Below are 22,441 nucleotides of genomic sequence, written 5' to 3' on the forward strand. Positions count from 1 at the left end.
AGCCATGCGTAATCGCGGTACGGTTTACTGGGAATGGGCCAATCCGGAGTTGCACTTCCGCAACTACGACGAGCGCCTGTCCTGCGGCACCCTCATCAACATTCAGGTGCGCGTCTCCAAAGAGAACGTCACCCAGCTTTTCCTCGGCGTCTACGGCGAGAAAGGGTTGATGCTTCTTGAAGAAAACCACCCAGCTTGCCAGGGGCAGACGATGACTGCCGCCATGGCCTGGGCCCTCCATCGTGTCAACGACTGGGTAGCAGGTCAGCGCCTCAGCTCTCGCTGAGTGAATAGAGGGGAGAGGAATGCCGATTGTCCGATTCAGCTCACAGACTGGTCGGCAGATTTGCGTAAAACTAGGTGTTCGCTATGGTGGCAATACAGCACCTAACTACAACTAAAGTCGTAGGAGAGCTTCATGAGAATTCGAGGTGATGTTTTCTGGGCCTGGGCAGACCCGACGCTCCATCACCGCACTCATGACGAGACACTCGACGATGGGACATACATCGATGTTCAGGTGCGACTGTCGCGGACAGGCAACACGCAGATGTTCATCGGGGTATATGCACCGGGGGGAATGGCCATACATGAAGAGGCCTTTGACTCTCGACCTGGTGAGTCGATGACCAGGGCGTTGGCCTGGGGCGTGGGCCGCGCCCGCCGCGTTGCCACCGACGCCATCCCTCAGTTCGACCAGTTCGCCTGCTCGAAATAGAGGAGAGAGGTATTACGTCTGAGCGGAGTACAAATGTGCTCCAGGCATTAGGTCGATTCGCGGGTGGTGTTGGGCTGAATCGCGAGACCCCTGACGGCTTCGCTGTAGATGCACTTGATCTTGTCCCACGGGATGATGTGGCGCTGGCCGTATTCACCCTCACCGTCGCATATCTCGCAGCCTTCTACCGGCTCATCCAGTTCGCGGCATTCCGGGCATTCCTGGGTGACCTCCAGCTTAAACTCACCGAGCAGCAGTGCTTTGGCGCCGTTCTCGGCCGTGAGCCGCTTGGGCATCAGGCAGTATTCGTCAGGGATGGATGGCAGCGGCCCAACAGGGACAATCGGCAAGCCAGAGGACGCCGCATCCCTCTCTGCCTCTTCTTTGGTCCACCAGAAGGCAGTACCAACCATCCACGCTATCGGCTCGGCGTTGGGCTGCGGTGCTGTCTGGGCGGTGATCTTGCGCAACTCAGCAGGGAGGCTGGCCCAAGCGCCGGCGGCAACCGCGCCCGTGCCATTTGCCAGCAAGTCTTCGATGGCCGATGCGGCCTGGCTGATCAGTTCGGTGTTGCTGGATCGGTTTTCTGTGGGCATGGGGATACCTCAATCCTTGGCTATGATGTCGGCCTCTGCCATTTCGCAGAAGAACGAGCAGGAGGGGATCTTCTCGTTGCGACGCACTGGGCCATCGCCGAGGTCGCGTAGGGAGAAGCGGACGTTGGTGGTTCGGTTGCGGAACAGGTAGGAGCCTTCGCCCAGGTCGTCCTGGATGGCGCACAGCGCCTCGAATTGCGCCGGGAAGTCCTGGCGGATCGCCCGGAAGTAGCCTTCGCCTCCCTTTACACAGCCGATGCAGTTGGCGTTCTCGTAGCCCATCCGGTACATCAGCGGCAGCTCGATGCCAGCGCGCAGGAGGATGGCCTTGCAATCGTCTTTGCCCAGGCCTCTGTCGATCAGCGGGGCGATCACTGGGCGGTCGGGATTTCGCTCCCTGAAGTCTTCCAGGCGGTCGGCCTCCTCGGCGGTGTAGCCGAACACCATCACGTCGCCAGGCTGTTTCCACGTGTCCAGCAAGCGCCGCTTCAGGATCTTGGTGCACGGGGCGCCGGTTCGACCCTTCATGTAGCGCTCCCGGCGGAACACCTCATGAGCGTCGGCGCCGTACTTCTCATCTCGCAGGACGGTGATCGGCTGGCCGAACCAGGCCTCGCAGTCCTGGGCGAACCGGCGGTTGTCGGCTTCCTCGTTGGCAAGGAAAGCGTTGATTATCTGCACGTCGTGCGTGCTGCCGTACTCGGCCAGGGCCAGCTTGGTGGCCACCGCCGAAGCGGCGCCGCAACTGAACTGGCAGACGATTCGATTGGACATGGTGGATCCTCGCCGGGGAGGCGTTATCGTTGAATAGGGGAAGGCGCCGCGTGGCGCTCGTGATTCAGGTGGGCTATCACTTCATGGGTTGCTCGACCTGGTGGAGGTCGCCATGACACTGAAAAGCGATACTGAGGCCCTTGCCTCGATCGAGGAAGAAGCCCAGGAAATGCTCAGAAAGATCGGGCTGCCAGATGACCAGCTGAAGAAGGACATGGTCATCTGCCTGCGCCAGATCATTGCGATTGCCCGCTACCGGAAAGGCCTGAGCGCCGACCCTGTCGTTGAATAGGGGAAGGCGTTGGCGGGCAGCGCTGGAGACACAACTTCTAAAACGATTATTCTGGTTGTGCGTGATGGAGTAAAAAAGAGATACCGGCATTGGGCCGAGCTAAGGAGATTCGTGTGGCGACCGATTTCAGCAAAGGGCGGTATAACGTGTTTAAGGGGCGCATTCCCGGACAGTTGCCGATTGGCAGAATTGACGAAGACGAGTTCGTGCGCTCGTTCTCAGGCCAAGATCTTCTCTACCGCGTTGACGGTGACGAGTTCTATGACCTGAAGGGTAATTATGTGGGTGCGATATTGGAGACCGGTTCAGGTAGCGCAATGGTCATGGATAACAATAACAACTGCCTATTCGTGATCGACCCCGAGTAAGGCTTGCTCGCGGCCAAGGCGAAGCGCTTGTGCCGCGCTGAACTGCTGAAGCTTCCGCGCCACAGCCGGTGACACTGTGATTTCGTGGCGCGGAGGCTCCAGCAGCGGCAGCGCGCCGCTCGGGCCCAAGCCATGCAGGCGATGAATCATCAGTGTCATCGCCTCTCCCTGTTCCTCGATACCGGCCCACTCCATCAGTTCCAGCAGGGCCTGCTTAGTCCCTGGTCGAACCTTCAAACGCAGGTCTTCTTCCTGCAGCCTGGCGGCTTTGGCGCGGCGCTTCTCGTCGCGCGCCTGCTGTGACATCGCCATACGGCACCTCCTTGATTCCGCTGGGCGGGATGTGTAAATGCAGCTGGCGGCGACGCTGCTGCGTGAGCTTCTGGATGCGTCTCATGGGTAGCACACCTCAATGGGCGTTTTCTTCGTCGAGCCAGACGGCATGACTACCAGTAGGCGCTTGTTTCCTCGGTACACGCCCCAAGGCTGACCAGTGGATCTGGCCATGGCCGCCGCGTACTTCACGGCGGGCACAGGCTGAGACATGGTGGCGATCATTCGCCCGCCAGGTGGTGTAGCGGGGCGAACGGGATGTCGTCGTCGAAGCTTTCGTAATCGGGGCCGTTCGTGCCTTGCTGGCTCTGCTGCTGGGCAGCCGGGCGCTGCTGGGTGCGCTGTTGCTGCTGGCGTGGCTGCTGCGCGGGCTGGTTGCCCTGGGCTTGCTGAGGCGGCCCGCCGGCGAACTTGATGATGATCACCCGGCCGGTGAGCTTCACGCCTTGTGAGTTGTCCGACTTGGTGTAGGTCTCGACGTGTGCGTCGTCGATGGTGAAGTGCACCTGCTGGCCTTTGACCAGGTACTGGGCCATGGCCTCGGCCTGCTTGCCCCACAGAGTGGCGTCGACCCATTGGGTGGGACGCTTCCCGTCGTTGCCTTTGCGGCCGTATTCACAGGCGATGACTATATTGCACACCGGGTCGCCGTTGGGGGTGTAGCGCAGTTCAGCGTCGCGGCCAATTCGGCCGATATCGGTAAGAGTAGGCATCGTGATTCCTTGGGTTATGCGGCCGCGCCGAGCACCTTGTTCATGCGCTCGTCGAGGATTTCGTAGAAGGTTTTCACCCGTTCGGTGAGCTTGCGGATCATCACTTCGTCGCGGTACACGCGCTTGACGAAGAGGGGCATGCCCGGCCAGTAGCTGATGAAGTCCAGCCACTCGCGTTCGGATACCCATAGACCGCCCTGGCACTGGGCGATGTGTTCCTTGGGCACTTCACCGTTCAAGATGACGCTGACCTGGAACTTGGGGAGCTTGGTCTTGATCTCCGTAAGGCCCTGATCGCCGACCAAGGCGTCGGGCGAGTAACCGATGCCGTGGTTGAGGATGATGCCAACCGATCGGGTCTTCACGCTTTCGCGATCCTCATACAGGCCGCGCGCGACGCCCTCCAGTTCGTGCCCACGGATAGTGGCCACGGTCTTGAAGGGAATTTCAGCAGCCTCCTCGGTGATCCGCTCGCCGATCAGTTGGTCCATGTAGGTGAATGCCGCGACGCCAAATCCGGCCTCGCCCTTGCCGGCAACCAGCAGGCAGTCCAGCTCCGAGCAGGTAACGATGCCCAGGCGCAGTGCAAGCCATTCAGGTGTTCCCTGCTCGATATCAGTGATGATCTGCATCTTGTGCCTCCTGCGGGGCTGATTCGTGCTGTTTGACTGACTTGCTGAGCATGCCCAGCACCTGGTCGAAAGCCGCTTTCTCCACGGCAGATGGCGTGCCATGGATGCTGGCGAACGCCTTCTTGGCTTTGTCGCTGCAGCGCTCCAGCAGCATGGCCAGCTGGGTGGCCTGCACCGAGGTAACTCGAGGTGTGATCACGGCGCCGTTGCCGTCGTCGTCTTCGCCAGTCGTTGTGAAGTTGAGCAGGGCGCCGGCGGTGTAGCGCTTGCCATAGCTGACACTGGAAGCCACGGCTTGAACGCCGTTCTTGCTGCCGCTGGTGTCTGCCGGCAGAACAAGCGAGGTGGTTTCACGGTGGCCGGCCCGGTGGCTCAGGACTCCCTCGACCTCGATGCCGCGCTCGTTGCGTGGCGTGCGGAAGGAGAGGGCGAAGCCGTGGCGGGCGAGCACGGGCTTGATCATCTCGTTGATGTCCTCCCAGAGTGCGTAGGTGCTTTGGACTCGCCCGTTCCTGTCCTTGATACCACCGCGCTCGCCGATCACCGGCATCTCTTCCTGCATCGCGGCCAGGGCCTCGTCGTATTGCTGCTTGGCCTGCAGCGCCTGGATGTTCTGGTGCATGACCATCAAGCGCTCCATCTTGTCGATGTCAGCGTTGGGGGACATGGCGACCTGCTGGATGATCTGCAGGACGGTGACCGACTCGGCGGCGATGACCGGCGGCTGCGATTGTGTTTCAACCCTGGCTACATGGCTCATGGCGACCTCAGTATTGAATGGTGATGTTGGGGATCTTGCGCTGGGCGATCAGGGTGATGGCCTGCTTGGCGCATTCCTCGGTCATGCCGCCGGCGACGAAGGCTTCCAGGGCGGCGCAGTTGATGCTGGCGCGGTGCGCCTTGTCGCGCTCGCGGGCTTCTTGCTGACGGAGGATCTCAGCGGCAGCGGCATCAGCGCGGCGGCGCTCGTCTTGGCGAGCCTGTTCGGCGGCTTCCTCTTCCCGGCGGGCGGCTGCCTGGCGCTCCTGCTCCATCCGTTGCTCAGTGGCAACTCGGTCAGCCTCAGCCTGAACCCGGGCCCGTTCGGCCTGCTCGGCTTGCAACTTGAGCTGCAGGCGCTGGTTCTCGGCTTCGCGCTCTTGTGCTGCGGCCTGGTCAATCAGCTCCTGCTCGCGTCGGGCTGCGGCCTCGCGTGCTGCCTGCTGCTCCTGGGCCACGCGCTGGCGCTCAGCCTCGACAGCGGCTGCCTGCGCTGCACGGATACGGTCTTGCTCGGCGCGCTCTTCTTCTGCTCGGCGCAGGCGGGCCAGTTCGGCCTGCTCGGCGTCATACTTCTGGCGGGCGAGCAGGGCGGACTGCACAGCATTCAGCGAGCTCTCTTTGGCCCGGGCAGCCTCGGCCTCGAATTCCTCCCAGGCATCGCCCAGGACGAAAGCGGAAAGCTCGGTGATGCGCGCCTGCAGCTGCTCGGCGTCCAACGAGCCCAGTTCCAGAGCCAGGTCCTTCATGTGGGTGATGGCGTCGTTGTGGCGGTCGATGCGCGCATCCTCGGCGGCTTCCCACTCGGTGAGCGGCCGGCGCGTTTCATCCCGCAGCGTGTCCATCTTGGTCACGAAGTCGCGCAGCTCAGCCTCGACCACCTTCGGCATTTCCTTGAGCCGGCGAAGATAGTCGCGGCCAGGCTTTTCGACCGCGGTCTTCGACTTGCTGACCTTGGCGGCCAGGCTGGCGATGCGCTCGCGGCCCTTGCGGGTGGTCAGATCGGGCACTTCGCCCTCGATCTCCCCCTTCACCAGATTGATGAATTGCTGAAGGCCGCCGGCCACGTAGATGGCCGGGGCGTTCGCCTCGCTGATCTCTTCGATCTTGATCAGTTGCTGTTGTGCGGACATTGGTACACCTCGCGCCAAGCCGGCGCCGTCAGTAGGAAGAGGGGAAATGCCAGGTCACGCCCGTGATGTAAGGCCGAACGCCCTGGCTGCCGGTGATGGTTGCGCGCTCTTGCCGGCTTACGCTCCCTTGCGGGCACGGTTATCCCCCGAAGGGGCCCGCCGTACTCGGGCGTCTTGCGTCAGGAGGTAATGCAGCCAGCAAGGGCGCTGGCGAGCATGAAGAAGGTGCAGGCGAAGAGCATGGAGAATGAGCCGCGCAGCATGTAAACGCGCTTGGCCTTTTGGTAGCTGGTCATGGTCGTGGCCTGGCGCTTATTGGCCGGCGCTTCAACCAGTCAGCCTTGATCGGGTAGGGCAGGTCTGCGACACGCATCCCGACCGGGAATTGGACGGTACCGCGTACCTGAGCGGCCTTTGCCTCTTCGACCTGCTCGTCGAGCAGCGATTTAACGATTGGCGTGGTCATGCAACCTCCTTGCGCCCATCAACGATCTTGTTGAGGCGCCCGCAGTAGTGGTTGAACTCTTCGATGGTGATGCGCTGGTCGGCCAGCATTTCGGTGAGGAGCTTGAGGACCATGGACTGCCACGACAGGGGAGTCGCTGGGTCGGCCATGGCGTCGAGCTCGTTGTCGATCAGGACGTGAGGGCTCATGGCTCGTTCGCCAGGTCAGCGTCGTGCTGCACGCCTTGCTCGGCGTACCCCTCAAGCATCGACTCGGCGATCTCGAAGAGCTTGCCGTTGACGTGGTCGCTCGGGCCAAGGATGTCAGGGACCATGCTTTTCACTGGGCCGCCGGCCTGCGCCTGGAGCAGCAGCAGGGCCAGGGCGTTGATGTCGTCCTGCTCAGCCTCCTGCAGGGCGCGAAGGTGCTCGGCCAGCTTGGCCACAAACTGGTCCTGACTCACGCCAACCGGCCCACCGAAGCGCTGCGGGATCAGAACGTCGCAGCCGCCAACCAGGCTTTCCGCGTTGCTCTCGATCCACTGCTGCGCCGCTTCCTGATAGGCCGAGTCGTCGGCTGGCTCGGCGTTGTCGTGCCGCCATTGTGCTGCTCGAAGTGCGCCCATGGTCGCCTCCAGGTTGGTTGTGCGGCCGCATTGGCCAGGAGCCAGGCGAAGGTGACCAAACCCACCGTGAAAGGTGGCCTGGCGCCTGCCAATGCGGTCGAAAGTGAATGGAAAGGGATGCGGGATGCATCGGGGTGTGATCTGGCCGGCGCTGATCTCCGGCTTGCGTGAGAAGTGCCAGGTTCTACCGAGCCGGTCAGCTTTCGCCCACCGGCGCCGCGCTTGTGAGCCTGCGTCGCTGCGCATCAGCCTGCGCATTCAGATCACACTCCGATGCAGCCTGCGATGGGGAGCAGGGCCTCGGGTGGGTGTACCGGGTTCGTCCTGACCACCCAGGACCTCAACCATCACCGGTATAGGGCAGTTAACGTCAGGCGGACGTGGCGCTTTCAGCCTTGGCCGTGGCGCTTGCTTGCTGCTCTACCAGTTTGCCAATCAGCACTTTCCGGTCTTCAAGAGAAAGGCTCCAGGCTGCGTAGTAGATGCCTTCGTCGATAGTTCCGTCGTACTCCATGGTGGAGTTCGTATCCCAGAGCTTGTACTTGATCCTGTTGGTTGGCCGCTTCGCCATCGTCTTGCCCTCCAGGGCGGTTGATTTCCCGTCTGGCCCTGTCGCCAAGGCCAGCCAGTGAAATCGTCAGCCCTCTCGGCTCATTTGCTCGTGGCTGGCGTGCTCTTCGCTGCAAAACGGCAGGTTCTCGCTCATGGATGCCCGCCTGCCACGGTCAAAACCGATGAAGTGGATGGTCCGGTAGATCGGCTTCTCTACCGGCTGGTAGCAGCGGGCGCATTTCACTTGTGCTTGGGGTTGTTGAGTCATGACAGTCCTCCGGTTGATTTCCCAGCAGCCACTCGTGGGAATGGCTGCGAGTGAAATCACCAGGAGCGTGGGCGGTGCATCAACTCAAGGATCAGGGCCTTCTCGTAGCCAGGCACGAGACAGTTGCAGGTGTTGTTCAGGCGGTCGGACTTCACGGCGACGCGGGCTTTGCGGAATTGCTTGCGGTTCATGCTGTGTTCCTCCAGTGGATTCCCAAAGCACCCGGTCGCCCAGGTGCTTCAGTGAATCTCGTGTCCGTACGCCTCAGCCCGCTACTGGCGGCCGCATCGGCGTTTCATCTGTCAAAGAACTTGGTTCCAGTCGGTCCCGCTTTACGGGGCTGGGAGATCATTTCGCTGATCCCGTGCTATCTGGCGGCTTCACCAGTCGTGTGTGGCCTTGAGGGCCTCCCGAGGGGCTGTGTAGCGCCTCGATGGAGTGAACATTAGGCATTCCTTCTTTTTCAGTCAATAGGTATTCCTAACTTTTTTCATGCGGGCGCAAAAAAGCCCGCCGAGGCGGGCCTTTTTGAACGGGTTCAACTCATGCGCTGGAGGTGTCCCAGTCAAACCACTGAGCCGTGGTGCGCTTGAACCATCCAAGCTTGCTGACGTACTTGTCGGCCTCTTCCTTTGGGTACATGGATCGGATCACATCGTCCCGTGCAAGAAGCTCAAGAGCTGGAAGCGTAGGGGGCTCGTCCGCTTCGATCTTGCGAATTCTACTCTTCATTGCCCGTAGCGTTTCCGCTTGGGTTCCTGGGCCAGATGCCAGCAATTCTGCCTCGATATCGAGATATCTCTTCCGAAGGTCATTATGCAGCCAGGCTCTTTGACCAGTGCCCACAACCAAGTCAATGGAGGATGCCAAGGTCACAAGAAGGGCAGCCCCACCGGTCATGACTGGTGAGGTTCCAGCGATCAGAGATGTTACGGTAGCGGATCCGAAAATCACCCCGACAAAGGCCGTAAAGCGGCCCCAACGGAGAAAAAACGCACCGCGGCGCATGTGGTAGCGGACATTGCGCTGAACATAGAATTCAAGCTCATGGATCTCTTCGGCAATGTCTGTATCGCTCATGCTTTAAGGGTCCCTTTTCGGCCTCGGCGGTACGGGGCGACTTTCTGAAATGGTGTTCGGGCCTCGACTACCATTACCGTTGTCTTTTCTTCCCCAGCCGTCTTGGGTTGGGGTCGGTCGAGGCGGTGATTGTCTTGGCGGTTGTGGCTTCGGTTTGTCAGTCACTTTAGCACAGCTCCATTTCTATAATTGTGGGTATGTGACGCAATCAGCAGTAGTCAGAGGAGAACGGAATACCAAAAAACCTTCCCCAATATTCTGATGTTCTTCTCGGTCAGATCATCCGCTGAGTACTCTTCATCCGGATGTTCGTCCTGGTTGAAGCTGCGGAAGCGCAGACCGCCGCCGGGCATCCGGTAAAGCGTCTTAACGCGCAGCTCGCCGCCGTGGTCGATCGCGTACATCTTCCCGTCCTTCACCGCTGTCGACGACCTGTCGACCCCCACGGTGCTGCCGTCCGGTAGAACCGGCTCCATGCTGTTGCCGTGCACGGTGACGCACACGGCTTGGTCAAACTGCACGCCTTGGTTGCGTAGGGTCTGCTTGCCGAAGCGGAGCTTTCTGCTGGTCGACTTCTCAATAACGGTACGTCCCGATCCAGCGGACAGTTCAACTTCCTTGAGGAACGGCACGTAGACCTCGTCGTCGTCCAGCGGTGTTTCATCGTCCCAGACGGAGATCGGGCCGAGCATAGTGGCATTCGCGACTGGCGCAGCTGCAGGGCCTGCTTTTCGCATCGCGCCCTTTCCCGTCGCCAGCCACATGGGCGTTACCTTCAAAAATTCGGCAGCGCGAAGCAGATTCTGCCCTTCAATGGTCTTGGTTTTTCCAGAAAGCCAATCATTCACGGACGGCGGCCTGATGCCGCACGCCCGAGCCAAAGCAGCCTGGGAGATTTTCGGAGGCCCAGCCATTACTTGCCGTAAACGTTCTTGTAGTGTGCTCATTAGGCCAGCCTAACACTGCGCATCTAAGGTATTCCTATTGACCTGAATAAAAGGTATGCCTAATATCTCTACCTAAGATTCCAGCCGGAGAGACCAGGCATGAACCCCAGCGCAATTATCGAAGCTCTGGGCGGGACATTTCGCGTAGCCGAGCTGTGCGAGGTACGCCCGCCATCGGTGAGCGATTGGAAAAAGCACGGCATTCCTCGTGCCCGAATGATGTTTCTGCGCGTGGCTCGCCCAGACGTCTTCAAGGCCCTGGAGGAAGAAGCCAAGGAAGACGCTTCCCAGTCCAGCGCCATTACCAAGAAAACCGCTGCTTAACCACTTTCAACCACAAAGGAACCCACCGTGTCGTACTTCGACCCCGACCACCTGCACAACAAGCCCACCAAGGTTCGCTTGGATGAGGCTGCCGACGACTTGCTTTCGGCGATGGCTCGTTTCAAGCGCACGCAGAAGGCTGTGCTCGCCAGGGAGATTCTGGAGCGCGGTCTCGACCAGATGATGCAAGAGCTTAACGCGAACACTGATGTGGCCTGAAGTGGCCGAGGAGGCCCTGTGCCAGAAAGCAAAGAGCTGGAGATCCAGCTCGACGGGAAGGGCAATTCGGATCTGGCGTATCTCGCCAGACAGAAGGGCTTAACCCCTGAGCAACTGGCGGCACAAATCATCAATGAGGCTCTCGACCGGATGACGAGAACAGAGCCTGGCCGAAGCAACGTTCGGTCGTTTCGCAAGGGCTTATAAGCCCCTGAGGGACTCATGAGGAACTGCCGTTGAAAGAAATACCACCCAAAACGCAGGCGCAAAAAAACCGGGTGGCCGCCCGGTTCTTTGTACTGCATTCGTAACACATGTGCGAGGCAATCATATATGCACCTTGGTAGCCAAATCAATACCGTGGCCCTCGCGCCACAAAATGCGAACCACGATTTCGTGGCGCGCACGATGTCGTCGCGTGAGATCGCCAGCTTGACTGGCAAGCGTCACGCCAACGTCAAGCGTGACATTGTGGCCATGCTGGCCGAACTCAAAGCAGATGTACTCAGTTTTGAGCACATCTACTTGGACGGTCAGAACCGCGAGCAGGTCGAGTATCTGCTTGATCGCGAGCACACTGACTGCCTCCTGACCGGCTACAGCGCCGGACTGCGCATGAAGGTGATTCGCCGCTGGCGTGAGCTGGAAGGCCAGTCCGAGGCGCGACAGGCGGTGATGGCCAACGGCACCAAGGTCATTGGCGAAATCGCCATCATGGAGTGCTTCACGCGCCTACTGAAGCCGGCCGCATCTTGCCAGGTGCAGATGCTCGCCAAGATCGCCGAGAGCAACGGGCTCGACCCGAAGTTCCTGCCCAGCTATGCGGTAGATGCTCCGGCTGACGCGGCTGGCGGGAGTTCGTTGCCGACCAAAGCGCTGACAGCATTGCTCAAGGATAACGGCATCCGCATGTCGCCCGCGTCGTTCAACAAGGCCCTGCAGCAAGTCGGCATGCTCAAGGTTATGCAGCGCAAGAATTCCAAGCAGGAGATGGTCGATTTCTGGTCGATCACCGACAAGGGGCTTCGCTACGGCAAGAACCTCACCAGCCCCCAGTGCCCGCGAGAAACGCAACCTCACTGGTACGTGGATCGTTTCCCTGAACTGGCCGAGATGGTCAGGAAGGGGCGCCCATGAAATACGTGACCCTTGTTGTAGAAGACACTGCCGAGACGATTCACCTGGGCATGGCGCTGGCTGGAGGACGCGTTACTGCGGCTGGCATCGGTGACTATTCCCTGTATTGCGACTTGATGGAGGCCGCCAAGGAGCTCGTGCTGCTGCTTGAGGGCGGCATCCCGCCGGGGCACGACTCTATCGACGCTGCAGCGCGCACTGCCCGCGAGATCATCACCAGGCTGGACGATGCTGGGGATGGTATCCAGTCCGAGCACGAAGCCCTGCGCACGGACGCCAAGCGGTATCGCTACATGCGCGACTTCCCCTACAACAACTGCGCCCGGGCGGTAGGGATAACCGATGGGCGCCATTTCTGGCTTCAATCGGATGCTGCCGACCAGGCCATTGATAAGGCGATGGCTGATGACGCCGAGCTTCTTGCGTGCATGGCCAGGGAGCATGGCCAATGAGCATGGAGCTGATGGTCAAGGCCATGAAGACCAAGGTCGGCAATCCGCTGCGCAAGCTTGTGCTCATCAAGCTGGCCGACAACGCCAACGACATGGGTGAGTGCTGGCCGTCGTATCAGCACATCGCTGATCAGTGCGAGATCGGCCGATCTACGGTAAAGGTTCACATCCGTGAACTGGAAAAGTCCGGCCTGCTGCGCCGTGAGTTTCGCCGCAAGGGGGAGCTGAACCAGTCGAACGTGTTTCACCTGGCGTTGGAGAGTGGGGCAGCTCCTGCCCTAGGGGGTGGGGCAGGAGATAACCCACCTGGGGCAGGAGATAACCCAGGGGGTGGGGCAGGAGCTGCCCCCAGAACCAGTCACTCTTTTGAACCAGTCACTGAACCAGTAGCGCAGACGGTCGCTGCCGCTCCCTCGGCGAAGAAGAAGGCCCCGAAGTTTGACCCTATGACCTGCAAGCCTGCCAACGTGAGCGAGCAGACCTGGGCCGACTGGTGCCAGCACCGAAAAGAGATCCGCAAGCCGCTGACCGCCACAACCTGCGCGAAGCAGGCCAAGACCCTGGCGGGCCACCACGCGCCAGACGCCGTGATCAACCAGTCGATCAGCAACGGCTGGACCGGCCTGTTCCCGGAGAAGGTGCTGCCTGGTGCGCAGCAGGGCCTCACTGTTCGCAATGGCCCCGACTTCAACGACACCAGCTGGGCTGATGACCTGGGGGGCTTATGACCGCACAACCGAAACTGCGCAGCGTGACGCAGATCATGGCCACGGCTCGCAACCTGCCAGCCGATGTCCAGGCCCCAGCCAAGCAGCTGGACCCAGGCACCACCGAAGTGGTCAACGCCCTGTTCAAGGAGCTGCAGGCCATATTCCCGGCGTGGAAGCAGGCCTGGCCGGATGATGAGGCACTGAAGGCTGCCAAGCGCAGCTGGATCAAGTCGTTCGTTGCGGCGGGCATCAACACGCTCGAGCAGATCCGCTTTGGCATCCAGAAGTGCCGGGTGCTGGGTACCGACTTCGCCCCGAGCAGCGGCAAGTTCATCAAGCTGTGCCAGCCGACGCCGGAAGAGATGGGCATTCCGCCGCTTGCGAGGGCCCTGGCAGAGGCGCTGGAGAACTTCCACCCCAGCAGGGCAGGGTCACGCGTTTGGACGCACGCAGCGGTGCGCCACGCGGCCCTGCAGTGTGAGGCGCAGAACCTGGGGTCGATGGAGGTGGAGCGGGCCGAGAAGGTATTCGCCAGGGCCTACGACATCACGATCCGCATGCTGGTCGCTGGTGAGCCCCTGGGCGACATCGCCACCGGCATCGGCCACGACAGCCAGAAGAGCGCCGCCCAGCTGGCCGACGAATACGCCTCCCAGCGCCAGGTACGCCTGCTGGAGATCCAGCAGATCCCAACCAGCGTCGCCGCCTGCCGCGCACACCTGCTGGCCAAGTTGAACATCAAGCGCGCCGGGCAGCCGGCCGGGGAGGGGGTGTGATGGACGCCAACAAGATGCGCGAGGAGTTCGAGCAGTGGGCCAAGGATCGATACAGCTGGCACCTGCACGACGATGCACGCGATCCAGAAGATCGGACCTTGGCCAGCTGGAATGGCGAGACTTACGGAAACCGGATCGTCGAGGGTATGTGGCAAGCCTGGCAGGCCTCCCGCGAGGCCGTGGCTGTCGTGCTGCCTGATGAGGAGCCGGGGTACATGTACTACGCCCCGGATGTGCTGGCTGCCATCGAGGCCCAGGGCCTGAAGGTGGCGCCATGACCGAGTTCCTGATGCGAGGTATGGGCGACGTCAACATGCTGCTGGGCCGCCTGCAGGCCCAGGACTTCACTAAGCCGAAGCTGATCGTGATCCGAGACGAGAAGCGCCCCGACGTCTGCAACCGGAAGATGTGGGCCATGCTCCGCGACGTCTCCCAGCAAGTGGAGTGGTACGGCCGCAAGCTCACCGACGAGGATTGGAAGCACATCTTCAGCGCAGCAGTGCAGAAGCAGGACGCGGTGCCGGGTATCGACGGTGGCTTCGTTGTCCTTGGCGTCTCGACCCGCAAGCAGTCGCAGAAGTGGTTCAGCGACTTGTTCGAAGTGATGCATGCCTTCGGCGCCGAACATGGCGTGCGCTGGACTGAGCCGGATCGCTGGGGAGGGCGCTACTGATGCGCGTCGTATCCAAGAAGGTGCGCGAGAGCGCCCGCGGCCAGGACTGCACCGTCCGCATCCCTGGCATCTGCAACTTCAACCCGGAAACCACCGTGCTGGCCCACCTGCCTTGCGGGCAGAAGGGCATGGGCATGAAGGGCTTCGACACCGTGGCGGTCTACGCCTGCAGCGCCTGCCACGACGTGCTCGACGGCCGCGGTAAGGGCGAAGTGGACTGGTCCGACATGCCTCGGGCCATCGCTGAGACTCATGAGGCCCTGATCCGGGCAGGCATTCTGACAATCAAGGGGGCCGCATGAAAAACGCACTCCTCACATTCGGCGTGTTCGCAGCCGTGATGCTTCTTGGCCTGGCGATATCGCTTGCGGGACTGGCCTCATGAACCTGGTGATCTTGCCGTGGCCGCCGGCCGAGTGCAGCCCGAACGCCAGGGTGCACTGGACGAAGAAGAGCAGGGCGGCAAAGTCCTACCGGGCAGCCTGCCACCTGCTGGCGAAGCAGGCCGGCATCAAGGCGCCTGATGGTGCCGCGCTGCTCCTGCTCGAGTTCGTGCCGCCGGATCGCCGCCGGCGCGACGACGACAACCTGCTGGCGATGTTCAAGGCTGGCCGTGACGGCCTGGCAGATGCCCTGGGCATCGACGACAACGTGTTTGCCACCCAGATCAGGGTGAGCAAGGAAACGACCAAGGGCGGCGCTGTTCGCGTCCGCATACAGGCACAGGGGGAAGCAGCATGAACTGGACACCAACCGACAGCGGCCAGCTGCTTATCCTGGCCATGGTTATTTTCGGCGTCTACGCAGTTGTGCGTGGCATTGCCATCTCGAATCGCCGCAAGAAGGAGCAGGGGCAATGAAATACCAAAGCGTGTTGGCTGCAGTAATCCGCGCCCTGGCGGCAGAAACCATGAGCGGTGTAGGCGGTGGCGACTTCGAACCGAAGGTCCAGGCCTCGAAGCTGAAGGGTGAGATCACCGGGAAGGACGCGGCAATGCTCGTGGACTGCTGGGTGCACGCCCGCCTGCACAGCAAGCTGATCCCGCGGCACTGGAATGCACTGACAGCCAGGTTCTCGACCCACAAGGCCAAGAAGGTGGATGCGATCGGAAAACTGGTTCCGCTGATCGCCACCCAGGCACCGAGCCTGTTCCGGTACAAAGCGGTCACCGCCTGGGCCATCCCGCCTGTGAAGGGCGTGCAGGCGCAGTCTGGGAATGAGGTGGCCAGTCGGTCCGCCCGTGAGCGTGCAGAGCTCGATTCGCTGCAGGCCGGCGTGCTCAAGCACCTGGCGGGCGGCGAGATGCCCGAGGACGCCGGCCAGGCGCGCCGCGAGCAGTATGTTAAGCGCTCCACCGACATGATCGTGCTGCCTGCCGAGTTCTACGACATCAACACGTGGGACGGCCAGGGCCTGAATCGGACCACCTACTGGCGCTGGAAGAAAGGCATCGAGAAGGTGCTCGACGAGATGGTGGCCGAGGCGCTGGAAGCGTCTAGCAAGATACTTCAGGAGGAAGGCGTTTTGATGGCAGATGCCGCTTGACACCCATGCAACGATGCAACATTATTTGTTCATCCTGTCATTCCTGCGTGTGTTGAGGATTGACGAACAGAACCCGGCCACTGCGCCGGGTTTTTTATTGCCCATTGAGGCCCTCAAGAGTCCCTGGAGGCTCAGTGACGCGATCGGCTTGCTGGAGCCTGCTGGCCCTCGGGCTGGCCGTGCTCAACTACGTGATGCACCGCGACATCAGTACGAACATCTTCTTCGCCACGTTCATCTTCATCCAGGCCCTTAAAAGGCCTGCCGAGGAAGATCACCTGGTCACGGGCAGGATGGTCGAATTCGCGGCATGCGCAGGCGCTGCCCTGCTGACCTTTGCGATTTTCTCAAGGCTGCTCGGTATCGAATGGAGCCCGCCGGCCTCATGGTAGGCCTGGCAGCCGCGCAATCATCCCGCCAGGAGGACTCATGAGCGCAGATGGAATTTCAGGCGCCATAGTCATTGGTGCAGCAACTGGCTCGGGTGTGGCAGCAGCGGCTCAGATCCCCATCGACCACGTCGTGATCATGGGTGCCATCGGTGGCTGCTGCGCCTTCCTTGCCTCCACCGCTGAACTCAGGTGGGGCTCCAAGATCCTATACGCCGTGTTCTCATTCATCGCCGGCTACCTTGCCGGGCTACTGGTGCTTGAGTACTACCCATACAACGTCGTGGCCGCCTTCATCGCATTGCTGATATCCGGTTTGGCCTCTGGCATGTTCGGATCACTCAAGGCGTGGTCGGAAGGTGGTCCAAAGCCCGGCTGGGTTGCCTGGATCGAGCGATTCATTCCTTCCGCGCTTCTGCGAGGTAAGCGTGATGAGGGATGACACTGGAATCTACGCCGCCATAGGCCATTGGGTGCAGGCGTTCGGGGAGTGGGCCCAGGCCTTCGGTCCCGAGGCGATGCTGTCCACCCGTGCACTGTGCCACTTCGCCATATTCCTGGTGATAGCGGGGTATCGGAAGAAGACGGACCACCACCGCCGCGTCGTCGGGCTGATGGCTGGCCTGCTCGCTGGTGCCAACCTGGCCGAGGCCTACCGCATCACCGTCAACTTCAGCTCATTCGCCGCGCTGACCCAGTACCCGCTCACGGTAGTGATGATCGGCTTCCTGTTCTTCGTGATCTACTCGCGAGGGAACGTGGCCAAGCTGATCCCACCGCGGCTTGATCGAATTCTCAGGTAATCCACCACTCAGCCTGTGCGCAGGCCGGAGAAACCCATGAAGACCGAATACCAAGTTCGCCCGGTTACCCGCTACATCGTGAGCCGCTATGCCACTGATGCTGACAGCGCTTCATCCTCGATGGTCGGAGAATTCCCCAGCGGCCAGCAGGCCGACCTGGTTGCTGACGCAATGGTGGCAAAGGATCAGGCGGATGGTATCGAGTCCAGCCGTTCGCGCCACGGGCTGAGCCTGGGCGAGGTCATATCCGGCCAGCGGATTGGTGAGTCGGCATGAGCAGCGTCACCCGCATACGCCATGAGCTGCCAGTTAGCATGGATATCGCCCATGCGGTGGCCGATCTCGATGCCGCCCTTGTGAAAGCCATTGATGCAGCGAAGGATGCCGGGCTTCCACAGGGGCTGCTGGTTGGTCTGCTGCATGGACATGCCCACGCCCAGACGCACAAGATGGTATGCAAGTGAGTGGGGCGACAGCCAGGCCCATGCCGCCACTTGCATTGCTGGAGCTGACCGAGCTGTCCATGCTCGGCATCAGGCTTCAGCCGGCACCGGAGGTAGGCGACTGGGTTCAGGCTGCTGTCCTCAGTGAGGGTGGCGAGCTGCACAACCCTGACCATGCACACCTGATCGACGCCCCGCTGCGCTTCCTGTGGGCATCTGCATGCTTCGAGAAGCAAGGTCGGACAGTGGTAGGCCAGGCCGAGGCAGTCATGTTTCGGGCTGGCGGATGGCAGAAGGCCCGACAAGAGCAACAGATGATCGAGTGGTTCGGCGAGGTGCCGGGCTTCGTCATCACCTTGGCTGCGGATTACTGCTCCCAGTGCTCTGACACCGAGTTCTGCGCCCTAGTCGAACACGAGCTTTACCACATTGCCCAGAAGCTCGATCAGTACGGCGCGCCCAAGTTCACCCAGGACGGCCTGCCCAGCCTGACGCTCCGCGGGCACGATGTGGAAGAGTTCGTCGGGGTGGTTCGCCGGTATGGGCCAAGCCACGACGTACAGCAGCTGATCGACGCTGCAAGCCGGCCGCCTGAGGTGGCCAAGATCAACATTTCAAGAGCCTGTGGTACATGCCTGCTCAAGCTGGCCTGATGTGACACTGGCGTGATACGGAATCCGTCCTATGGCCATCCTCACCGCTGAAGTCAAAGGCTTCATCGTGCAGGCCTTGGCGTGCTTCGATACCCCGACGCAGGTTGCTGAGGCCGTAAAGAAAGAATTCAACATCGAGATCACCCGCCAGCAGGTGGCTCAGCACGACCCTACCAAGAGCACAGGGGCCAACCTGGCTGCCAAGTGGCGAGTGTTGTTTGAAGACACCCGCAAGAAGTTTCGCGAGGACACTGCTGACATCCCGATCGCCAACAGAGCGTACCGGCTGCGAATGCTGGACAGAATGGCTTCCCGCGCCGAGGGCATGAAGAACATGGCCCTTGCTGCCCAGCTGCTCGAACAGGCCGCCAAGGAGTCGGGCAACGTCTACACGAACAAGCACAAGCATGAGCTTGCAGGCCCTGGAGGGGCGCCACTCATGACGCCATCCCTGACCGATGACCAGCTGACCGAACTGGCAAGGAAGATCAACGACGAGGTGTAGCGATGACCGCCGCAGCAGAAGAGCGCTACGCGGCGATCCAGCTTGCTCGGGCTGACTTCTACTTCTTCTCCCGCTGGATGTTCCTTCAGCGAAAAGGCTTCAAGTGGATGCGCGCTCCGCATCACAAGATGGTCTGTGATGCACTGATGCGGGTGTTCCGTGGTGAGTGCAAGCGCCTGGTGATCAACATCCCACCGCGCTACTCGAAGACGGAGCTGGCGGTGATCAACTGGATGTCCTGGTGCCTGGGCAAGGTGCCCGACGCCGAGTTCATCCATACCAGCTACGCAGCCCAGCTAGCGTCGAACAACGCATGGCAGGCCCGGGAAATGGTCGCCCATGAGGCGTACCGCGAGATTTTCCCCGAAACACAGCTGCGCTCGGACAGTTCGGCCAAGCACGAATGGCGGACAACCCAGAACGGCATCGTTTACGCGACTGGCTCAGGCGGCACCATCACAGGCTACGGCGCTGGCAAGCACAGGCCTGGCTTTGGCGGCGCAATCATCATTGACGACCCGCACAAGGCCGACGAAGCGAACAGCGACGTGATCCGCCAGGGCGTGCTGGACTGGTTCCAGAACACCCTTGAGTCGCGGAAGAACGACCCGCACAACACGCCGATCATCGTGATCATGCAGCGCCTGCACGAGAAGGACCTGGCTGGGTGGTTGCTGGGTGGCGGCAACGGCGAGGAATGGGAGCTGCTGTCCCTATCGGCGCTGGACGAATCCACGGGCCAGCCACTGTGGCCAGAGAAGCACACGGTCGAGATGCTCGAAAAGATGCGAGCAGCCAACCCCTACGTGTTCTCCGGCCAGTACCAGCAGCGGCCAAGCCCGCTCGGCGGCGGCATCATCAAGGGCGCCTGGATGCAGCGCTACAAGCAGCTGCCAGTGCTCAACTATCGCAAGATCTTCGCGGACACCGCGCAGAAAACCAAGGAACACAACGACTACAGCGTCTTCGAATGCTGGGGGCAGGGTGAGGATGGCAAGGCTTACCTGCTGGACATGATCAGAGGCAAGTGGGAAGCGCCAGAGCTGAAGCGGCGCGCCGTGGAGTTTTGGAACAAGCACCTGGCCTTCGATACCCATCAGTTCGGCTCTCTCCGAGCAATGGCAGTCGAGGACAAGGCCAGCGGCACCGGCCTGATTCAAGACATCCGTCTCACCTGCAGCATCCCGATCCTCCCCATCGAGCGCCAGAAGGACAAGCTGACGCGCGTGCTCGACGTTGTCGGGTACATCGAGGCCGGCAGGGTTTGCATCCCAGAAGACGCGCCATTCACCAGTGACTTCGTTGCTGAGTGCGAGGCATTCACCCCGAACGACACTCATGCGCACGACGACCAGATCGATCCGATGTGCGATGCAATCAACGACATGGTTGCCTCGGGCAACGCCATCGAAGTCTGGAGAAGGTTGGCAGGATGAGCAAACGACATCAGACCAAGGCGCGAGCCGCGAAGGTTATCGCCGCGACCGATGCCGCCCGCAAGTCGTTCATGACTGGCGACAGCTTCGAGAACTTCGCCGCGCGCGTCGGGCTCCAGGCGAACAACCAGAACGCCGCGTCGCACTACACCTTTGACCTGGTCAGCCGCAACCGCATCCAGATGGAGGCTGTGTATCGCTCCAGCTGGATCGCCGGCATGGCGGTGGACCTGGTGGCTCAGGACATGACCCGAGCCGGCATCGAGATCGTCTCGGACATGGAGCCCGAGGAAAAGGACAAGCTGAACCAGGCCATGGAGCGCCTGCAGATCTGGAACCAGCTGTCGGACAACGTGAAGTGGTCCCGGCTCTACGGTGGCTCCATCGCCGTGATGCTGATCGATGGGCAGAACGTCAGCACCCCGCTCAAGCTCGATTCCATCGCGCCGGGTCAGTTCAAGGGCCTGCTGGTCCTCGATCGCTGGCTGATTCAGCCGTCGCTGGAGAACCTGGTCACCGAGTACGGACCTCATCTGGGCAAGCCCAAGTACTACACCGTCGTGGCCGACGCCCAAGCGCTGGTCAACCAGAAGATTCACTACTCCCGGGTCATCCGGCTGGAAGGCGTGCCGCTCCCATACTGGCAGCGCATTGCCGAAAACGGATGGGGCCAGTCGGTGCTGGAACGCCTGTGGGATCGCCTGATCGCGTTCGACAGCACCAGTGCCGGCACTGCCCAGCTGGTCTACAAGGCCCACTTGCGCACCTACAAGGTCGAGAAGCTACGCGAGCTGATCGCCATGGGAGGCAAGGCCTTCGAAGCGTTCGTGAAGCAGATGGACCTGATCCGCCTGTACCAGTCGAACGAAGGCATGACCATCATGGATGCCTCGGACGATTTCGAGGCGCACCAGTACAGCTTCTCCGGCCTGGCCGAAGTGCTTCTGAGCTTCGGCGAGCAGATCTCGGGCGCCCTGCAAATCCCGCTGGTTCGCCTGTTCGGCCAGTCGCCAGGCGGCATGAACAGCACGGGCGACAGCGACCTGCGCACCTACTACGACAACGTGGCCGCCTGGCAGGACCGCGACCTTCGCCCAGGCGTGACCACGCTGCTGGAGGTGATTGCGCGCTCGGTGCTGGGCAAGCCCATGGAAGACGGCTGGGACTTCAAGTTCAACCCGCTGTGGCAGCTCACCGACACCGAGAAGGCCGAGATCGGCGCCAAGGACACCAACTCGGTGGTTCAGGCATTCGATTCCGGCATTGTCAGCCGCGTGACCGCCCTGAAGGAGCTGCGCCAGTCCAGCCAAACCACCGGCCTCTGGTCGAACATCACCGACGAGGACATCAAGGAGGCGGAGAACGACCCGCCACCTGGTGTCGAGGGCCTGGAGCTGCCGAATGCGGACCCTGGACAAGAAGAAGCGCCGAAACCCGGTGAGAACGAGCCGGGCGGAGCGAGAGTACCAGCGTAGCCTGACCCAGGTAGCCAGGCAGGTGGGGGCGATCATCAACGGCTTCCCGCCAGGTGATCCAGCCGCCGACCCGACCATCACGCAGATCCTGCGCCGGTATTCGGACCTGCTCAACGACTGGGCGGTATCCACGGCCAGCCGAATGATCGCCGACGTCAACCAGGATTACCGCAAGGCCTGGGTGCAAAGGTCGGCGGAGATGTCCAAGGCCCTGCGCGATGAGATCCTCAATGCCGACACAGGGGCTGCCATGCGCAGCCTGCTGGCGGAACAGGTGACGCTCATCAAGAGCATCCCCACTGAGGCCGCCCAGCGCGTGCACGACCTTACCCTCAAGGGAATCGAGGACGGCACCAGGGCCAACGAGATCGCGAAAGAGATTCGCCGATCTGGCGAGGTAGCCGAGAGCCGTGCGCAGCTGATCGCGCGGACCGAGGTATCCCGCACCGCTGCCACCCTCACCGAGGCGCGCGCCAAGGCTACCGGCAGCACCGGCTACATCTGGCGGACATCCCACGACGGCGACGTGCGTTCCTCGCACAAGGCCATGGAAGGAAAATTCGTTCCCTGGAGCGACCCGCCAACGCTCGACAAGCTGACCGGCCACGCCGGATGCCTACCCAACTGCAGGTGCTGGCCTGAGCCAGTAATTCCAGAGTGACAAC

Annotated in this window: 42 protein-coding genes; 27 read left to right on the forward strand and 15 right to left on the reverse strand. The window is 61.4% G+C overall.

Going from position 1 to position 22,441, the window contains the following annotated elements; translation table 11 throughout:
* Nucleotides 1-4 precede the first annotated feature (4 nt).
* Complete coding sequence (locus ACIPZ5_RS00790; protein WP_400805938.1) at nt 5-286, forward strand: hypothetical protein; 282 nt, start codon at nt 5-7, stop codon at nt 284-286.
* Between the two features lie 132 nt (nt 287-418).
* On the forward strand, nt 419-718 hold the full coding sequence (locus tag ACIPZ5_RS00795; protein ID WP_400805939.1) for a hypothetical protein: 300 nt from the start codon (nt 419-421) through the stop codon (nt 716-718).
* A gap of 47 nt (nt 719-765) precedes the next feature.
* Here ACIPZ5_RS00795 and ACIPZ5_RS00800 read toward each other — a convergent pair whose 3' ends face one another.
* Both ACIPZ5_RS00800 and ACIPZ5_RS00805 read right to left on the reverse strand, forming a co-directional pair.
* Nucleotides 766-1,314 carry a hypothetical protein gene (locus ACIPZ5_RS00800; protein WP_400805941.1) on the reverse strand — a complete coding sequence of 183 codons (549 nt, stop codon included), beginning with the start codon at nt 1,312-1,314 and terminating at the stop codon, nt 766-768.
* A gap of 9 nt (nt 1,315-1,323) precedes the next feature.
* Complete coding sequence (locus tag ACIPZ5_RS00805; protein WP_400805944.1) at nt 1,324-2,088, reverse strand: hypothetical protein; 765 nt, start codon at nt 2,086-2,088, stop codon at nt 1,324-1,326.
* A 112-nt stretch (nt 2,089-2,200) separates the two neighbouring features.
* On the opposite strand from ACIPZ5_RS00805, the gene ACIPZ5_RS00810 reads away from it, so the two are divergent.
* Together ACIPZ5_RS00810 and ACIPZ5_RS00815 are read left to right on the forward strand one after the other, a co-directional pair.
* Nucleotides 2,201-2,380 carry a hypothetical protein gene (locus ACIPZ5_RS00810; RefSeq protein WP_400805947.1) on the forward strand — a complete coding sequence of 60 codons (180 nt, stop codon included), beginning with the start codon at nt 2,201-2,203 and terminating at the stop codon, nt 2,378-2,380.
* Nucleotides 2,381-2,493: 113 nt separating this feature from the next.
* Nucleotides 2,494-2,748: a hypothetical protein gene (locus ACIPZ5_RS00815; protein WP_400805950.1), complete on the forward strand. Its 255-nt coding sequence runs from the start codon at nt 2,494-2,496 to the stop codon at nt 2,746-2,748.
* On the opposite strand, the gene ACIPZ5_RS00820 is transcribed toward ACIPZ5_RS00815, so the two are convergent.
* The 13 genes from ACIPZ5_RS00820 to ACIPZ5_RS00880 form a co-directional block, all read right to left on the reverse strand.
* Entirely contained in the window at nt 2,725-3,060 is a 336-nt protein-coding gene (locus ACIPZ5_RS00820; protein WP_400805952.1) for a hypothetical protein, read from the reverse strand. The two genes, ACIPZ5_RS00815 and ACIPZ5_RS00820, sit on opposite strands and share 24 nt — an antisense overlap.
* A gap of 242 nt (nt 3,061-3,302) precedes the next feature.
* Complete coding sequence (locus ACIPZ5_RS00825; protein WP_400805954.1) at nt 3,303-3,794, reverse strand: single-stranded DNA-binding protein; 492 nt, start codon at nt 3,792-3,794, stop codon at nt 3,303-3,305.
* 14 nt (nt 3,795-3,808) lie between these two features.
* Nucleotides 3,809-4,426 carry a YqaJ viral recombinase family protein gene (locus ACIPZ5_RS00830; protein ID WP_312819159.1) on the reverse strand — a complete coding sequence of 206 codons (618 nt, stop codon included), beginning with the start codon at nt 4,424-4,426 and terminating at the stop codon, nt 3,809-3,811.
* On the reverse strand, nt 4,410-5,186 hold the full coding sequence (locus ACIPZ5_RS00835) for an ERF family protein (RefSeq protein ID WP_312819161.1): 777 nt from the start codon (nt 5,184-5,186) through the stop codon (nt 4,410-4,412). The genes ACIPZ5_RS00830 and ACIPZ5_RS00835 overlap by 17 nt, the downstream gene beginning before the upstream one ends.
* 7 nt (nt 5,187-5,193) lie before the next feature.
* Nucleotides 5,194-6,318, reverse strand: a complete 1,125-nt coding sequence (locus ACIPZ5_RS00840) for a hypothetical protein (RefSeq protein WP_400805957.1) — start codon at nt 6,316-6,318, stop codon at nt 5,194-5,196.
* A gap of 292 nt (nt 6,319-6,610) precedes the next feature.
* Nucleotides 6,611-6,784, reverse strand: a complete 174-nt coding sequence (locus ACIPZ5_RS00845) for a hypothetical protein (RefSeq protein ID WP_400805959.1) — start codon at nt 6,782-6,784, stop codon at nt 6,611-6,613.
* Nucleotides 6,781-6,972: a hypothetical protein gene (locus ACIPZ5_RS00850; RefSeq protein WP_400805961.1), complete on the reverse strand. Its 192-nt coding sequence runs from the start codon at nt 6,970-6,972 to the stop codon at nt 6,781-6,783. Before ACIPZ5_RS00850 ends, ACIPZ5_RS00845 begins: the two co-directional genes overlap by 4 nt.
* Nucleotides 6,969-7,388 (reverse strand): hypothetical protein, encoded by a 420-nt coding sequence (locus ACIPZ5_RS00855; RefSeq protein ID WP_400805963.1) that lies wholly within the window; start codon nt 7,386-7,388, stop codon nt 6,969-6,971. Before ACIPZ5_RS00855 ends, ACIPZ5_RS00850 begins: the two co-directional genes overlap by 4 nt.
* Before the next feature lie 370 nt (nt 7,389-7,758).
* Nucleotides 7,759-7,902 (reverse strand): hypothetical protein, encoded by a 144-nt coding sequence (locus tag ACIPZ5_RS00860; protein WP_400805965.1) that lies wholly within the window; start codon nt 7,900-7,902, stop codon nt 7,759-7,761.
* Between the two features lie 123 nt (nt 7,903-8,025).
* The gene (locus ACIPZ5_RS00865; protein WP_400805968.1) at nt 8,026-8,208 is read right to left on the reverse strand and encodes a hypothetical protein; all 183 of its coding nucleotides are present in this window, start codon (nt 8,206-8,208) and stop codon (nt 8,026-8,028) included.
* A gap of 56 nt (nt 8,209-8,264) precedes the next feature.
* A complete protein-coding gene (locus ACIPZ5_RS00870) occupies nt 8,265-8,399 on the reverse strand; it encodes a hypothetical protein (protein WP_256824910.1) in 135 nt (44 codons plus the stop codon).
* Between the two features lie 352 nt (nt 8,400-8,751).
* Nucleotides 8,752-9,288 (reverse strand): hypothetical protein, encoded by a 537-nt coding sequence (locus ACIPZ5_RS00875; protein WP_400805972.1) that lies wholly within the window; start codon nt 9,286-9,288, stop codon nt 8,752-8,754.
* Between the two features lie 218 nt (nt 9,289-9,506).
* A complete protein-coding gene (locus tag ACIPZ5_RS00880; protein ID WP_400806680.1) occupies nt 9,507-10,202 on the reverse strand; it encodes a S24 family peptidase in 696 nt (231 codons plus the stop codon).
* Between the two features lie 132 nt (nt 10,203-10,334).
* Here ACIPZ5_RS00880 and ACIPZ5_RS00885 point away from each other — a divergent pair, with 132 nt between their 5' ends.
* The 23 genes from ACIPZ5_RS00885 (at nt 10,335) to ACIPZ5_RS00995 (ending at nt 22,437) form a co-directional block, all read left to right on the forward strand.
* The gene (locus ACIPZ5_RS00885; RefSeq protein WP_400805975.1) at nt 10,335-10,559 is read left to right on the forward strand and encodes a hypothetical protein; all 225 of its coding nucleotides are present in this window, start codon (nt 10,335-10,337) and stop codon (nt 10,557-10,559) included.
* Between the two features lie 27 nt (nt 10,560-10,586).
* Nucleotides 10,587-10,778, forward strand: a complete 192-nt coding sequence (locus tag ACIPZ5_RS00890; protein WP_064314396.1) for a hypothetical protein — start codon at nt 10,587-10,589, stop codon at nt 10,776-10,778.
* A gap of 18 nt (nt 10,779-10,796) precedes the next feature.
* Entirely contained in the window at nt 10,797-10,985 is a 189-nt protein-coding gene (locus tag ACIPZ5_RS00895; RefSeq protein WP_070384107.1) for a hypothetical protein, read from the forward strand.
* 126 nt (nt 10,986-11,111) lie between these two features.
* Nucleotides 11,112-11,915 (forward strand): Rha family transcriptional regulator, encoded by an 804-nt coding sequence (locus tag ACIPZ5_RS00900; protein ID WP_400805979.1) that lies wholly within the window; start codon nt 11,112-11,114, stop codon nt 11,913-11,915.
* Entirely contained in the window at nt 11,912-12,367 is a 456-nt protein-coding gene (locus ACIPZ5_RS00905; protein WP_400805982.1) for a hypothetical protein, read from the forward strand. The genes ACIPZ5_RS00900 and ACIPZ5_RS00905 overlap by 4 nt, the downstream gene beginning before the upstream one ends.
* Nucleotides 12,364-13,095, forward strand: coding sequence for a helix-turn-helix domain-containing protein (locus ACIPZ5_RS00910; protein ID WP_400805985.1), 732 nt, complete (start codon nt 12,364-12,366; stop codon nt 13,093-13,095). Before ACIPZ5_RS00905 ends, ACIPZ5_RS00910 begins: the two co-directional genes overlap by 4 nt.
* The gene (locus ACIPZ5_RS00915) at nt 13,092-13,853 is read left to right on the forward strand and encodes a replication protein P (RefSeq protein ID WP_400805987.1); all 762 of its coding nucleotides are present in this window, start codon (nt 13,092-13,094) and stop codon (nt 13,851-13,853) included. The genes ACIPZ5_RS00910 and ACIPZ5_RS00915 overlap by 4 nt, the downstream gene beginning before the upstream one ends.
* Nucleotides 13,853-14,131, forward strand: coding sequence for a hypothetical protein (locus ACIPZ5_RS00920; RefSeq protein WP_400805990.1), 279 nt, complete (start codon nt 13,853-13,855; stop codon nt 14,129-14,131). Before ACIPZ5_RS00915 ends, ACIPZ5_RS00920 begins: the two co-directional genes overlap by 1 nt.
* Complete coding sequence (locus ACIPZ5_RS00925; RefSeq protein ID WP_400805992.1) at nt 14,128-14,526, forward strand: recombination protein NinB; 399 nt, start codon at nt 14,128-14,130, stop codon at nt 14,524-14,526. Before ACIPZ5_RS00920 ends, ACIPZ5_RS00925 begins: the two co-directional genes overlap by 4 nt.
* Nucleotides 14,526-14,828 carry a nuclease domain-containing protein gene (locus tag ACIPZ5_RS00930; protein ID WP_061302584.1) on the forward strand — a complete coding sequence of 101 codons (303 nt, stop codon included), beginning with the start codon at nt 14,526-14,528 and terminating at the stop codon, nt 14,826-14,828. Before ACIPZ5_RS00925 ends, ACIPZ5_RS00930 begins: the two co-directional genes overlap by 1 nt.
* A 79-nt stretch (nt 14,829-14,907) precedes the next feature.
* Nucleotides 14,908-15,267, forward strand: a complete 360-nt coding sequence (locus ACIPZ5_RS00935) for an endodeoxyribonuclease RusA (protein ID WP_400805995.1) — start codon at nt 14,908-14,910, stop codon at nt 15,265-15,267.
* Nucleotides 15,264-15,386, forward strand: coding sequence for a hypothetical protein (locus ACIPZ5_RS00940; protein WP_263155379.1), 123 nt, complete (start codon nt 15,264-15,266; stop codon nt 15,384-15,386). The genes ACIPZ5_RS00935 and ACIPZ5_RS00940 overlap by 4 nt, the downstream gene beginning before the upstream one ends.
* Nucleotides 15,383-16,072, forward strand: a complete 690-nt coding sequence (locus tag ACIPZ5_RS00945; protein ID WP_400805997.1) for a hypothetical protein — start codon at nt 15,383-15,385, stop codon at nt 16,070-16,072. Before ACIPZ5_RS00940 ends, ACIPZ5_RS00945 begins: the two co-directional genes overlap by 4 nt.
* 134 nt (nt 16,073-16,206) lie before the next feature.
* Complete coding sequence (locus ACIPZ5_RS00950; protein WP_400806000.1) at nt 16,207-16,464, forward strand: hypothetical protein; 258 nt, start codon at nt 16,207-16,209, stop codon at nt 16,462-16,464.
* Between the two features lie 37 nt (nt 16,465-16,501).
* Complete coding sequence (locus ACIPZ5_RS00955; protein ID WP_099815884.1) at nt 16,502-16,903, forward strand: putative holin; 402 nt, start codon at nt 16,502-16,504, stop codon at nt 16,901-16,903.
* Complete coding sequence (locus ACIPZ5_RS00960) at nt 16,893-17,264, forward strand: phage holin family protein (protein ID WP_400806003.1); 372 nt, start codon at nt 16,893-16,895, stop codon at nt 17,262-17,264. The genes ACIPZ5_RS00955 and ACIPZ5_RS00960 overlap by 11 nt, the downstream gene beginning before the upstream one ends.
* 36 nt (nt 17,265-17,300) lie before the next feature.
* The gene (locus tag ACIPZ5_RS00965) at nt 17,301-17,540 is read left to right on the forward strand and encodes a hypothetical protein (protein WP_400806006.1); all 240 of its coding nucleotides are present in this window, start codon (nt 17,301-17,303) and stop codon (nt 17,538-17,540) included.
* Nucleotides 17,537-17,728 carry a hypothetical protein gene (locus ACIPZ5_RS00970; RefSeq protein ID WP_400806009.1) on the forward strand — a complete coding sequence of 64 codons (192 nt, stop codon included), beginning with the start codon at nt 17,537-17,539 and terminating at the stop codon, nt 17,726-17,728. Before ACIPZ5_RS00965 ends, ACIPZ5_RS00970 begins: the two co-directional genes overlap by 4 nt.
* A 20-nt stretch (nt 17,729-17,748) precedes the next feature.
* Nucleotides 17,749-18,360, forward strand: a complete 612-nt coding sequence (locus ACIPZ5_RS00975) for a putative metallopeptidase (RefSeq protein ID WP_400806011.1) — start codon at nt 17,749-17,751, stop codon at nt 18,358-18,360.
* 31 nt (nt 18,361-18,391) lie between these two features.
* Entirely contained in the window at nt 18,392-18,865 is a 474-nt protein-coding gene (locus tag ACIPZ5_RS00980; protein WP_400806014.1) for a DUF2280 domain-containing protein, read from the forward strand.
* Between the two features lie 2 nt (nt 18,866-18,867).
* Nucleotides 18,868-20,301 carry a phage terminase large subunit gene (terL, locus tag ACIPZ5_RS00985; protein WP_185701964.1) on the forward strand — a complete coding sequence of 478 codons (1,434 nt, stop codon included), beginning with the start codon at nt 18,868-18,870 and terminating at the stop codon, nt 20,299-20,301.
* Nucleotides 20,298-21,776 (forward strand): DUF1073 domain-containing protein, encoded by a 1,479-nt coding sequence (locus ACIPZ5_RS00990; RefSeq protein ID WP_400806016.1) that lies wholly within the window; start codon nt 20,298-20,300, stop codon nt 21,774-21,776. Before terL ends, ACIPZ5_RS00990 begins: the two co-directional genes overlap by 4 nt.
* A complete protein-coding gene (locus ACIPZ5_RS00995) occupies nt 21,703-22,437 on the forward strand; it encodes a phage minor head protein (protein WP_400806019.1) in 735 nt (244 codons plus the stop codon). Before ACIPZ5_RS00990 ends, ACIPZ5_RS00995 begins: the two co-directional genes overlap by 74 nt.
* Nucleotides 22,438-22,441 lie beyond the last annotated feature (4 nt).

Origin of the sequence: Pseudomonas sp. NPDC089428 (genome assembly GCF_044749325.1) — a bacterium.
Lineage (GTDB): Bacteria > Pseudomonadota > Gammaproteobacteria > Pseudomonadales > Pseudomonadaceae > Aquipseudomonas.